The organism is Rahnella sp. NRRL B-41462, assembly GCF_003263525.1.
Taxonomy (GTDB): domain Bacteria; phylum Pseudomonadota; class Gammaproteobacteria; order Enterobacterales; family Enterobacteriaceae; genus Rahnella; species Rahnella aceris.
In genome coordinates this window covers 21,327-33,902 of sequence record NZ_JYDF01000039.1, presented here as the reverse complement: position 1 = coordinate 33,902, position 12,576 = coordinate 21,327, and the positions used below count along the sequence as shown (strand labels likewise).

Annotated in this window: 9 protein-coding genes; 6 read left to right on the top strand and 3 right to left on the bottom strand. The window is 50.8% G+C overall.

The annotated features are described in order from the left end of the window. The first annotated feature begins 16 nt into the window (after nucleotides 1-16). Nucleotides 17-1,057: a hypothetical protein gene (locus UC14_RS10770; protein WP_015690547.1), complete on the top strand. Its 1,041-nt coding sequence runs from the start codon at nucleotides 17-19 to the stop codon at nucleotides 1,055-1,057. Beyond that, nucleotides 1,036-1,791 (top strand): hypothetical protein, encoded by a 756-nt coding sequence (locus UC14_RS10765; protein ID WP_013577342.1) that lies wholly within the window; start codon nucleotides 1,036-1,038, stop codon nucleotides 1,789-1,791. Before UC14_RS10770 ends, UC14_RS10765 begins: the two co-directional genes overlap by 22 nt. A 49-nt stretch (nucleotides 1,792-1,840) precedes the next feature. Here the strand turns inward: UC14_RS10765 and uvrA are convergent, their stop codons facing one another. Next, nucleotides 1,841-4,696 (bottom strand): excinuclease ABC subunit UvrA, encoded by a 2,856-nt coding sequence (gene uvrA, locus UC14_RS10760; RefSeq protein WP_013577341.1) that lies wholly within the window; start codon nucleotides 4,694-4,696, stop codon nucleotides 1,841-1,843. Between the two features lie 323 nt (nucleotides 4,697-5,019). Here uvrA and UC14_RS10755 point away from each other — a divergent pair, with 323 nt between their 5' ends. After that, nucleotides 5,020-5,562 carry a single-stranded DNA-binding protein gene (locus UC14_RS10755; protein ID WP_013577340.1) on the top strand — a complete coding sequence of 181 codons (543 nt, stop codon included), beginning with the start codon at nucleotides 5,020-5,022 and terminating at the stop codon, nucleotides 5,560-5,562. An 87-nt stretch (nucleotides 5,563-5,649) separates the two neighbouring features. Here the strand turns inward: UC14_RS10755 and UC14_RS10750 are convergent, their stop codons facing one another. Beyond that, nucleotides 5,650-7,068, bottom strand: a complete 1,419-nt coding sequence (locus tag UC14_RS10750; RefSeq protein WP_112197673.1) for an amidohydrolase family protein — start codon at nucleotides 7,066-7,068, stop codon at nucleotides 5,650-5,652. Nucleotides 7,069-7,163: 95 nt separating this feature from the next. Further along, entirely contained in the window at nucleotides 7,164-8,018 is an 855-nt protein-coding gene (locus tag UC14_RS10745; protein WP_037034979.1) for a LysR family transcriptional regulator, read from the bottom strand. Between the two features lie 361 nt (nucleotides 8,019-8,379). Here UC14_RS10745 and UC14_RS10740 point away from each other — a divergent pair, with 361 nt between their 5' ends. The 3 genes from UC14_RS10740 (at nucleotide 8,380) to hpxO (ending at nucleotide 12,559) form a co-directional block, all read left to right on the top strand. Beyond that, a complete protein-coding gene (locus tag UC14_RS10740; protein WP_232829666.1) occupies nucleotides 8,380-8,913 on the top strand; it encodes a YopT-type cysteine protease domain-containing protein in 534 nt (177 codons plus the stop codon). Nucleotides 8,914-9,169: 256 nt separating this feature from the next. Further along, entirely contained in the window at nucleotides 9,170-11,101 is a 1,932-nt protein-coding gene (locus UC14_RS10735) for a metallophosphoesterase (RefSeq protein ID WP_232829665.1), read from the top strand. Between the two features lie 300 nt (nucleotides 11,102-11,401). Further along, nucleotides 11,402-12,559, top strand: a complete 1,158-nt coding sequence (gene hpxO, locus UC14_RS10730) for an FAD-dependent urate hydroxylase HpxO (protein WP_013577335.1) — start codon at nucleotides 11,402-11,404, stop codon at nucleotides 12,557-12,559. Nucleotides 12,560-12,576: the final 17 nt, after the last annotated feature.

Here is a 12,576-nt window from a genome sequence, read left to right as displayed (position 1 = left end):
TTACACGGATCTGCAAATGACACAGAAGATAACGCAACTGGTTAGCTACCTTGAAACGGTTTTAGGCTTTCGCACTACAGCCACCGAAGTAAAACTCTCAGTTTCATTCAGTCTTCAGGAGTTGTTTGGTTTCTTCGAACTGGAAGTTGGTGTGCCGGGTGACGCTCCTCTGATTCTGCTGGCGGCTTTACAGCGGGATGACACCTATCCGGGCATTGTCACGATAAGGAAACGTCTGTCACTCATTGAAAAGATGACAGATAAGGTGGTTGTCTACGTCTGCGAAAATATGAATCTGGCGGAACGCCGCAGCTTGATTGACCATCACATAAATTTTATTGCGATTAAAAAGCAGTTATTTATTCCTGAACTGGCCATGGATTTGCGCGATGCCTTCAGAATTCGTAAAAAAAGCGCCGGCAAAGACGTGCAAAACGATTTTTCTCCGGCCACTCAGGCTATGCTCATCCAGCTTTTATGGGATGAGTCATTCTCTAAATCCGGTATTACCTGTACGGCTGAGCAGTTGATGGGCTTATATAATTACAGTCGCGTGACGCTCTCAAAAGCCATTTCTGAGCTGACAAAATCCGGGCTTCTTGCTTCAACGCATGAGAAAGATTTTTCGACCCGATTTTATTCACTCAGATTTTCGCGCTCAGAGACTTTCGTAAAATCTCTTCTGCTGATGCGTAATCCGGTGAAGAAAATCGTCTGGATTAACAAGCTACCTCCTTTAGATGAGGGGGTCTGTTATGCCGGAGACAGCGCTTTAGCGGAATACACGATGCTGGCCCGTGGCGCTAAGCCTGTGTTTGCGATGACCCGGGAAGTATTCACTTCACTCCTGAAAAGGGGGGAATTTGATGAAGTGACTCATATCGACAGCGCTGTAGCTACAGTTGAAATCTGGAGCTACCGGAGTCCCAAAGCTTCAACACATATCGTTGATGAAATATCTCTGTATCTGACACAGAAAGATAATCAGGATGAACGGGTCCAACTGGCGCTCAGTGAACTTAAGGATCAATACCCATGGATGAAATTCGGGGACTAAAACTGTTTGGCGAGTATTTCAAAAAATATCAGGATCAATACGTCCTCATCGGTGGTGTCGCATCCTGGATCACTATGGATGAAGCCGGGGAAGAATTTCGGGCCACCAAAGATCTGGATATTGTCCTCATTATTGAGGCGCTGAGCCCTGATTTTGTCAGTCTGTTTTGGGAATTTATAAAGTCAGGCAACTACGAAATCCGCCAGACGGGTGAGGGAAAGCCCATTTTTTACCGGTTTCTGAAACCAGAAAACACGAGTTACCCCTTTCAGATTGAACTTTTCTCGCGTTCTCCACAAGGAATGGAACCTCCGGAAGATGCTCAGATTATCCCGATCCCCAAAGATGAAGGTGTTTCCAGCCTCTCAGCTATCCTCCTCGATGAACATTATTATTCCTTCCTCAGGGATGGCCTCCTGCGCACGGAATTATTCTCGTATATCGGAGCAGACAGGTTAATCCCTTTAAAAATGAATGCGTGGCTTGATCTGTCAACCCGCAAGGCGGCAGGAGAACCTGTGGATTCCCGTGTTGTGAATAAGCACAGAAATGATGTGATCCGGTTATCAGGTCAACTGACAGGAAAGGCTGCCACCATTCCCGAGAACATTCGGGCTGACATGGAGAGCTTTCTCACAAAACTGTCAGATGAGAATATTGATCTCAGGTCACTGAATCAGCGGGGGTCTGTAGAAGATGTCATTAAAAGGATCAGAGAAGGATTTGGTCTGTAATCAGGACAAACAAAAGGCCTTCCCGTTTGGGAAGGCCTTTTGCTATGGCTTAAGCGCTTTTCTTCGCCTGCTGGCTGTGGCGTTCCAGCAACGGTTTCAGGAAGCGCGCAGTATGCGATTCTTTGCATTCCGCAACGGTTTCCGGCGTACCGGCGACCAGAATCTGCCCACCGCCCGCGCCGCCTTCCGGCCCGAGATCAACAATCCAGTCCGCGGTTTTAATCACGTCCAGATTGTGTTCAATCACCACGATGGTGTTGCCCTGATCGCGTAGCTGATGCAGCACTTCCAGCAGTTGCTGAATATCGGCAAAGTGCAGGCCGGTGGTCGGTTCGTCGAGAATATACAACGTCTGACCGGTGCCGCGTTTGGACAGCTCACGCGCCAGTTTGACGCGCTGTGCTTCACCGCCGGACAGCGTGGTCGCTGACTGGCCGAGGCTGATGTAGGTCAGACCGACGTCGATCAGCGTCTGCAATTTACGCGCCAGCGCAGGGACGGCATCGAAGAAATCACGCGCTTCTTCAATGGTCATCTCCAGCACTTCGTGGATGCTCTTGCCTTTGTATTTAATTTCCAGCGTTTCGCGGTTATAGCGTTTGCCTTTGCACTGATCGCACGGCACATAAATATCCGGCAGGAAGTGCATTTCAACTTTGATCACGCCGTCGCCCTGACAGGCTTCGCAGCGGCCGCCTTTGACGTTGAAACTGAAACGCCCCGGCGTGTAGCCGCGTGAACGTGATTCCGGCACACCGGCAAACAGCTCGCGCACCGGCGTGAAAATACCGGTGTAGGTTGCCGGGTTAGAGCGCGGCGTACGGCCAATCGGGCTCTGGTCGATGTCGATGACTTTATCGAAATGGCCCAGACCTTCGATTTCACGGTACGGCGCAGCTTCAGCAATCGTTGCGCCATTCAGCTCGCGCTGTGCCAGCGGGAACAGCGTGTCGTTAATCAGCGTCGATTTACCGGAGCCGGACACGCCGGTGATACAGGTAAACAGGCCCACCGGCAGCGTCAGCGTGACATCTTTCAGGTTGTTGCCTTTAGCGCCGGAAAGTTTCAGCACTTTGGTGGCATCCGCCGGGACGCGCTGCGCCGGTACGGAGATTTCCCGTTTACCGCTCAGGAACTGGCCGGTCAGTGAATTCTCGGTCGCCATAATGTCTTCAGCGGTGCCTTCAGCCACCACTTCGCCACCGTGTACGCCTGCACCCGGACCAATATCAATAATATGGTCGGCAGCGCGGATCGCGTCTTCGTCGTGCTCGACCACAATCACCGTGTTACCGAGGTCGCGCAGGTGGATCAGGGTTTCCAGCAGACGCTCGTTGTCGCGCTGATGCAGGCCGATAGACGGCTCATCCAGCACGTACATCACGCCCACCAGACCGGCACCAATCTGGCTCGCCAGACGGATACGCTGGGCTTCGCCGCCGGACAGCGTTTCCGCAGAACGTGACAGCGAGAGGTAATTCAGGCCGACGTTCACCAGGAATTTCAGGCGATCGCCAATCTCTTTCAGCACTTTCTCAGCAATTTTGGCGCGCTGACCGCTGAGTTTCATATTGCGGAAGAAATCCATCGCATGGCCGATGCTGAAATCAGAGATTTCCGGCAGCGTGGTTTCTTCGACAAATACGTTACGGGCTTCTTCACGCAGGCGGGTGCCGCTGCAGGAAGTACACGGACGGTTGCTGATGTATTTCGACAGTTCTTCACGTACTGCGCTGGATTCCGTTTCTTTATAACGGCGCTCCATATTGTGCAGTACGCCTTCAAACGGATGGCGACGAATCGAGGTATCACCGCGATCGTTGATGTATTTGAATTCAATGGTGGTTTTGCCGGAACCGTGCAGGATGGCGTTTTGCACGTCGCTGCTCAGTTCGTTAAACGGCGCTTCCACGTCGAAATCATAATGCTCACCGAGAGAGCGCAGCATCTGGAAATAATAGAAGTTACGACGATCCCAGCCGCGGATAGCCCCACCCGCCAGTGAAAGCTCAGGGTTTTGCACCACGCGATCAGGATCGAAGAACTGCTGCACACCCAGCCCGTCACAGGTCGGACAGGCTCCCGCCGGGTTGTTGAACGAGAACATACGCGGTTCAAGCTCGCGCATGCTGTAGCCGCACACCGGACAGGCAAAGTTGGCCGAGAACAGCATTTCTTCGGCTTTCGGGTCATCCATATCGGCGACCACGGCGGTACCACCGGAAAGCTCGAGCGCGGTTTCAAACGATTCCGCCAGGCGTTGCGCCAGATCGTCACGCACTTTAAAGCGGTCAACGACCACTTCAATGGTGTGTTTCTTCTGCAATTCTAATTTTGGCGGATCGGACAAATCACACACTTCACCATCAATACGCGCACGGATATAGCCCTGCGACGCCAGGTTTTCCAGCGTCTTGGTATGCTCGCCTTTGCGATCTTTAATGATGGTCGCCAGCAGCATCAGACGCTGGCCTTCCGGCTGTGCCAGTACGTTATCCACCATCTGGCTGACGGTCTGGGCTGACAGCGGAATATTATGATCCGGGCAGCGCGGCTCGCCCACGCGGGCAAACAGCAGGCGCAGGTAGTCGTGGATTTCGGTGATGGTCCCGACGGTAGAGCGCGGGTTGTGCGACGTTGATTTTTGCTCAATCGAAATCGCCGGAGACAGACCTTCAATATGGTCGACGTCTGGTTTTTCCATTAAGGATAAAAATTGGCGTGCGTAGGCCGACAGCGACTCGACGTAGCGGCGCTGGCCTTCGGCGTACAGCGTATCGAACGCCAGAGAGGACTTGCCTGAACCGGATAAGCCGGTGACAACAATCAGTTTGTCGCGCGGGATAATCAGGTTGATATTCTTGAGATTATGGGTGCGTGCGCCCCGAACTTCGATCTTATCCATTCATCATTCCCGGATTAACTTGATAGCTCACCGTGCCGGTGACCGCCGTGAAAACCAGTTTCGCGCCAGCCATCGAATCGGGCACAGAGAAGAACGTAACGCGCAATTATGACACAAATCACAGCCTGTGCCACCCCAAAACCTGAATGTATATCCAGTACTCAATGTAACAATGGAATGTTTACTGGCCGATCTGCGAGGAATCTTCCAAGGCTTTACATGCATGGTACGGATAACACGTTTTGTGGTTATAATGGCACAAAGTGAATTCATCACCTTCAACTGTGGTTTCAACCACGACATACATCATCAGGAGAATCCACATGGCCAGCAGAGGCGTAAACAAAGTTATTCTCGTCGGTAATCTGGGGCAAGACCCGGAAGTCCGCTACATGCCTAACGGCGGCGCGGTTGCCAACATCACTCTGGCAACGTCTGAAAGCTGGCGTGACAAAGCCACCGGCGAGCAGAAAGAAAAAACCGAATGGCACCGTGTGGTGTTGTTCGGCAAATTAGCGGAAGTCGCAGGCGAATACCTGAAGAAAGGTTCTCAGGTTTACATCGAAGGCGCATTGCAAACCCGTAAATGGACCGATCAGGCTGGCGTTGAAAAATACACCACCGAAGTCGTCGTTAACGTAGGCGGCACCATGCAGATGCTCGGCGGCCGTGCAAGCGGTGGCGCACCAGCAGGTGGCGGTCAGCCATCCGCAGGCGGCCAGCAGGGCGGTTGGGGTCAGCCTCAGCAGCCACAAGGCGGCAACCAGTTCAGTGGCGGTCAGCAATCTCGTCCGGCTGCGCAAAACAACGCGCCAGCACAGAACAACGAACCCCCAATGGATTTCGACGACGATATCCCGTTCTGATTCATTGCCTTCGGGCATCAACGTTCAGAACAACAAAAAGCCCCGAAAGGGGCTTTTTGCTTTGCAGCGTTTACTACTTTCAATTCCTCACACTTTCCCCACCGCACCAAACACTAATCTGCCCTGATGGAATGTCGCTTTCACCTCTGACACCCGCGCCACCGCTTCGGCAGAGCAACTGGCGTCGACCAGGATCATTTCGGCGTTATCGTTGACCGCAGGCCACTGGCGTGTGCCGCTGTCGTCGAGCGGCAGGACGTTGCCGGTGGCGATAGCGAGGGAGCGCGTCAGGCCAAATTCGTCGGAGTTACCGTAGAGCTGGGCGTAGAGGCTGGCTTTTTCCAGCATGCTGCCGGTGCCGAACGGCGACCAGTGATCAATGACGCTGTCTGTGCCGGTCATGACAAATACGCCGTTCTGGCTGAGCTGCGGCAGCGGCATATTCAGTTTGCCGAGCGGAATGGTGGAAGCGACGGTGAACTGCTGCTCTGAAAGCCCTGCAATGACGTCGTCGAGTTCCGCGCCCTGCATCATCGCCAGCGCAAAACCGTGGCTGAGCGTCACTTTGCCTTTCAGTTGCGGGTTTTTCTCCACGGTCTGAATCATGTATTTCACTGCCGCAATACCGGCTGGCGTGGTTTCATGCAGATGAATATCCACGCCTTTATTCGTATCCAGTGCAATCTGAAACATCGCGTCGAGGGATTTTTCCATCGCGCCATCCACGTTAGTCGGATCCAGTCCGCCGACGTATTGCGCGCCCATTTGCATCGCCTCACGCATCAGGCCATCGACTTTCGAATGCAGCAAGCCGTGTTGCGGGAACGCCACAATTTCACAACTGAAATCCTGCTGATGTTTTTCCAGTGCGATTTTCAGATGCTCAAGGCTTTTCAGGCCGCTGACCGGGTCGATATTGCAGTGGCTGCGCGCCACGGTGGTGCCTTTGGAATGCAGCAGCCCGATGATCGCTTCGGCATGTTCCACCGATGTTGGTAGCAGTTTGGGGATCAGCACCTGTTCGCGGGCAATCATGTCCATGATAGTTTTGCCTTTACGCGGGCGCGGTGCTTCCCATTTGCCGCCGTAGAAGGTTTTGTCGAGGTGAATATGCATGTCGCGCGTGGCGGGCAGCAGAAGTAATCCTCTGGCATCAAAAGCAGGCAAGGTGCTGGCCGGGGCGTCTTTTGCCGGCTGGATCGCCACGATTTTGCCGTTGTTGATTTCCAGATTGTACAAACCGGTTCTGGTGGCAATAACGATATCGCCTTCGCGCTCAAAACCCTCTTCCAGCCGCACATTGCGCAACTGGTAATGCGGCGCAGAAATCGCGTTGATCTGGCTGGCATCGTCACATTTTTCGTCCATCGCGCCCGGTTTGAACGGGGAGGCTGATGCCATACCTGCGGTTAACAGCGCGCCGGTGGCAGTGATTTTGGCGCTATGCGAAAGAAAGTTTCTGCGGCTTTGTTGCTGAGGATTTTGCACGTCGAATTCCTTAATCATGATGCGGGAGGATGCTGCTTTTCCCTTCACCTTAAAAGATGACGCCGGTTCCGGCTGCGATTTTTCCCACTGCCTGCCAGTGGAAAATGCAATGGCTAACTAAGCTGACAAAAATCCTTTAATTTTCCGGCCAGTGCAATCTGCGCAGGCGTCGCGTCGTGGCGGTAAAACAGCGCCAGCTCGACGTTATCAATCGGCGGCAATCCGCTTTCTGCCCCAAGAATCCGGTGCTCCGGCTGGCGGCAACTGGCGGGCAATAAGGTGACACCCAATCCGGCCGCACTGGCAGCGACCAGCGCGGCGAGACTGGCGCTGCTGTAACTGATACGCCAGCTACGTCCGAGAGCATCCAGTGCCTGACACAGTTCTTCGCGGTATAACCCGTTGAGCGGAAACAGCACCAGCGGGATGGGATCCCGTTCAAACGCCGGAAACGCCGCGCTGTCCAGCCACAGCATCGGCTCGGGGCGCGAGGCGTTGGCCTTTTCGCCGGTGAGTTGTTTCACCAGAATGATATCCAGCATCTCCTGTTGCCAGGCGCGGCGCAGTTCGTGACTCAGGCCGCTGGTGACATCGAGGCGAATATGCGGATGGGCGCGGCTGAATTGCGCCAGCAGGGACGTGGTAGCCGCGGCAAAATCTTCCGGCACGCCGAGACGCACTACGCCGTCCGGCCACTGGTCACTCAGCGCATCGTGCGCTTCACCGTTCAGGGCGATAATCCGCCGCGCATAACCCAGCAACCGTTCACCTTCTTCAGTCAGTTGCACCTGATGAGACGTGCGTTCCAGCAAAGGTTTTCCCAGCGCTTCTTCCAGGCGGCGGATTTGCTGGCTGACTGTCGATTGCGACAGGTACACGCGGTCGGCCGCACGGGTAAAACTGCCGGTTTCGCAGACGGCGACAAAACTAAGCAACTGCTGCGGGCTGAACATGGGATAGCGATTCATTTTTTAAATGTTTATGCTTTTGGTATTCGAAATATCAATACTTAGCAGAGTATCAACCTTCCCGCTCTCGCACCAGACCAGAGGCTGAGAACCCCTTAGAAGAAAAGGTTTCCTTTATGTTTTCTGAATTAATCATGTTCAACATTGAAAGTATTTTTTCTTTATCATTTGCAAAATTTTTCTTAATAATGGAATGAAGTGATTTTATGAGAATGGATTCAGTTAGACTGATACAAAATTATAATGGGATATATAATAAATTCCGACAGGGGGAATATATTAAGAAAAATAAATGGGATCATTGTGATGAGAAAAAACGTAAGGGCGCATGGACCGGAAATGTCTATGATCGCGCGGCCGGGTGGTTGAATATGGTCTTGAAAACGGTGTGTGTCAGGGGCTGGTGGGCGCATACCTGATATCAGGTCAAAGCTGGAGCCGGTTCAGTGCCTATATTGCCAGTGAAAAAGGTAAGACGGTGGTGCGGGGGATCATGAATTTTCAGGAACACCTGAGTGCCAGCGGGAATATGAAAGAAATGAAAAGTGTTTTTCATGGTATTCTAAAATCTTATCAGGTTAATTTTATTCGGGAGGAAATAAAATTGACTGGAAATACCGCAATTACCATGGCGCAGTCAATATTAAAAAGTGTCAGCCAGGGCAATGGCTGTCATATATCGATTAAAAAATCTTCCAGCGGACACTCATTAGGTCTCAGGGCAGAATCCAATCAAATAAAAATCTTTGACCCCAATTATGGTGAGACGGTTTTTCCCTTTAAGAATGGTATCAGCGATGAAATGGAAAAATTTCTGATACATATTTTTTCTGAATACTACAGCCAGTACTTTATGTTGACGATTGAACATTATTCAGCTTCCGTTTTTTCCTGAATCTCCGGATTCACAGATAACAGTGAAAAACTACTTTTGAGGTTTTATTCTTAGCGTTGATATGTATTTAACTATCTGTATTCCGATTGTTTAATGGTCGTTGTAAAATAAGTCAACTTAATTATTTATTCTAAAACAAATGTTTGTTACAAATTATAATGTCGAGGTACGATAATTTACTAACAGTAAAATGATTAACCTCAAGGGTGAAAGTGTGTTCGTCTCAAAAAATAAAATTAAATATGGCAGGATAGCCATGGCTATCGCTGCTTGTTTGCCATTTTATACCTCAGCAGAAATAAATATTAGCAATGTGGCAACGCAAAGAGGTGGTTACCATGTACCGGATGTTGTACTCACTGTGCCTGATGGCATGAAGATGATCGACATGAGTTCTATGCAACGGGAAATATCACCGGGTCCTTCTCCTAATCCTCCCGCGCCTGTTCCGGTACCTGACCCTCATCAGGACGGGTTACCTATTCCTGATGATCAAAATGACTATGCCCGGATGAAACTCTCAACCGAAATATCTGGCTATAAGGTTTCAGAGAATTCAAGTCCATATGAAATAAAAGCAATCACTGTGCCAGGTGGACAAGCCGTGCGTTTATTAGAAGCTAAAACGGTCGATTCCAGTGATAACAATATCTCTCCAGTTGTTGCAAAAGGGGAGATGGTTTACACCGATGTAAATGGGGTGGAGCATTCCCGTCCTTACGAAGTTTCAACAGACAGTGCGGAAGAAACATTCGAAGCACTGAAAAATATCAAAGAACAGCTGAGACAGGAGGTCTTCCCGGACGCGGCGGTAACCTCTGCGGTCTATGGTTCCATTGCTGCGCCAAAAGCCTGGAGCGCTGATACGACGGTCGGTGAAATACATGGCCGTCAGGTTAACGGGACTACTGAATTCTTTGAAGCAAAGTTTAATGGTAATGCGAAAAGTAAAAACTGGTATTACCCGGAAAATAAAAAAGATAATGCCTGGTGGCGTGTTGTTCATCCAAAAGAATATTATGCCATTACGTCTGACTGGCATTTTGGGGCAGAGACTACATCTACGCCATATAACACGGTACCCAGCAAAGGTAACTTTAAGAAGATTGATGCAATTAACACACTGAAAGACAAATACGGTGATGCCTTCAGGGGGACGATTATTAACGGCGACATTACCCACTGGGGGCATGGTGGCGAGTGGTCTGATGCCAAGAAAGCTTTTGGCAAACTTAATGCGCCTTACTGGTACGGGCTGGGTAATCATGATTATGACGGCAATGTGAATGACTGTGGTTTGTGGGAAAATCGCTGTGCAATTCGTAGTATCCGGAATTTAGTTGATCATATTAATAGTTTGAAAGATGTCGTTTCCGTTGATTACGACGTCATGAATGGTTATAAATTCCCGCATCTCAGTACCAACTATATTGGCAGTTTCGGTTACAGTTTTGATATTGCGGGTATTCGTTTCATTCAGCTTAATAATAATTTGCATTATACGAAGGAATTTTCAGGGTTTAATTCGGATGCTGCCCGCCGGTATGATATTAAGGTCAGGGACGGTGAAGGCTGGTTCCGTGAGCAGTTACGCGATGCAGGCATAAAAGGTAAAGCAACAATAGCGTTGGAGCATGGAGGTGAAAGTTACAGTGAAAATGAGACTCCAACGCGGGATATACTGGGGGAGTATGGCGGCTCGATAAGATTTGGTGGCCATTCACATGGTATCTCTTCATCAAACAGCGGGGCGGCTTATTACGGCGATATGCTGATTCTTGAGCTTGATTACAATAAGCAGATGGGAAAAACATATATGGTAAGCAATGATAAAATTGATGAAATGTCACCGGGAGCGGAATTTACACTTAATTTCAACGTCCCGGAAATGGCACCTGTACCGAAAAGTTACGTCCTGAGTCTGCGTAATAAAGGCGGTTACACAGGTTATTACAGACTCACTTATACCAACAGCAGTACTAAAGCCAATTTCAATAAAGAATATAAATTATCGCTGGGTAATACTCAGCAGGTTATTATTCCTGCTGAAGCGACGAACGTAAAAATTAAAGGCGTAACAGGAACAGGACGGGCTTTATATTCCCAGTCACTGACCAAACAGGAAAATACCTGCATAGAAACGTGGGGAACGCTACCTCGTAACCTGCACTGGGGTTGGTGCAAGTAACGCACTGCGGCATTTGTGGATCCAAATTATCACTCCCTCTGCTGGGGGAGTGATTTGCGAATATTTGTCTGATGTAAATCTTCCTCCGGCTTTCTCTCCGCCCCATCCTTTCGCACCAGAGTGATTCACTTCGCTGCTATTACGCCACTCTTGCTCCAAAACAACGCCTCGTTTTAGCGCATTTCACCTGCGCTTCGGCAGTTAATGATTTCACTTAAGATTGACTACAAGGCTTTGGCGGTAAATCGTCTTTCTGGTACAGAAATTGCTTCTCCCTAAAGAGACTCAGGGGAGAAAAATATGAAAGCGATCGTGATTGGTGGCGGTATTGGCGGTGCGTGTGCGGCGATTGCGCTGAAGCGTTTTGGTATCGAAACGGCGGTATACGAGGCAGTGAAAGAGATCAAACCGGTCGGTGCGGCGATTTCCATCTGGCCTAACGGCGTAAAGTGTCTGAATTATCTCGGCATGAAAGAGGCGCTGCGCGAACTCGGCGGCAACATGCGTTTTATGGCCTACAAAGAATATCAGCAGGGTCAGACCATGACGCGTTTCAGTATGGATCCGCTGATCCAAAGCGTCGGCGAGCAGCCATATCCGGTGGCACGCGCGGAACTTCAGTCGATGCTGCTGGAGACTTATGGCCGCGACCAGGTGCAGTTTGGCAAGCGCGTGACGCACGTTGAAGAATCTGCCGACAGCGTCACCGCCTGGTTTGACGACGGCACTTCCGCGACCGGCGATCTGCTGATTGCCGCTGACGGCACCCATTCCATTATCCGCCAGCACGTTCTGGGTTATGCAACGGAGCGCCGCTATGCCGGTTATGTTAACTGGAACGGCCTGGTGGAAATCGATGAAAGCATCGCGCCTGCCGACCAGTGGACGACGTTTGTCGGCGAGGGTAAACGCGTGTCCCTGATGCCGGTGAGTGGCAACCGTTTCTACTTTTTCTTTGATGTGCCGCTGCCAAAAGGCTTGCCGCAGGATCGCACTACGGTACGCGAGGATTTACAGGGTTACTTTGCGGGCTGGGCGGAACCGGTGCAGAAGCTGATCAGCCAGATCAATCCTGAAACCACCAACCGCGTTGAAATCCACGACATCGAACCCTTTATGCAACTGGTCAAAGGACGGATTGCGCTGCTCGGTGATTCCGGCCACAGCACCACGCCGGATATCGGGCAGGGCGGTTGCGCGGCGATGGAAGATGCAGTGGTGCTGGCAAATATGCTGCAAACCAATTCATTAGGCATTGAAGATGCATTGCTGCGTTATCAGGAAAAACGGGCATATCGCGTGAAGGATCTGGTGCTGAAGGCGCGTAAACGCTGCGATGTCACCCACGGCAAAGAAATGGCCGTGACCGAACAATGGTATGAGGATCTGAAAAGCGAAACCGGCGAACGCATTCTTTCCGGCATGTGCGAAACCATTCTGGGCGGTCCGCTGGAATAACGTCGGGGGCGTAAGAA

What these genes read in the sequence shown, in the direction of transcription:
- uvrA (WP_013577341.1), bottom strand. Translation starts at nt 4,696, where the DNA reads ATGGATAAGATCGAAGTTCGGGGCGCACGCACCCATAATCTCAAGAAT.
- UC14_RS10765 (WP_013577342.1), top strand. Translation starts at nt 1,036, where the DNA reads ATGGATGAAATTCGGGGACTAAAACTGTTTGGCGAGTATTTCAAAAAA.
- UC14_RS10770 (WP_015690547.1), top strand. Translation starts at nt 17, where the DNA reads ATGACACAGAAGATAACGCAACTGGTTAGCTACCTTGAAACGGTTTTA.
- UC14_RS10755 (WP_013577340.1), top strand. Translation starts at nt 5,020, where the DNA reads ATGGCCAGCAGAGGCGTAAACAAAGTTATTCTCGTCGGTAATCTGGGG.
- UC14_RS10750 (WP_112197673.1), bottom strand. Translation starts at nt 7,068, where the DNA reads ATGATTAAGGAATTCGACGTGCAAAATCCTCAGCAACAAAGCCGCAGA.
- UC14_RS10735 (WP_232829665.1), top strand. Translation starts at nt 9,170, where the DNA reads ATGGCTATCGCTGCTTGTTTGCCATTTTATACCTCAGCAGAAATAAAT.
- hpxO (WP_013577335.1), top strand. Translation starts at nt 11,402, where the DNA reads ATGAAAGCGATCGTGATTGGTGGCGGTATTGGCGGTGCGTGTGCGGCG.
- UC14_RS10745 (WP_037034979.1), bottom strand. Translation starts at nt 8,018, where the DNA reads ATGAATCGCTATCCCATGTTCAGCCCGCAGCAGTTGCTTAGTTTTGTC.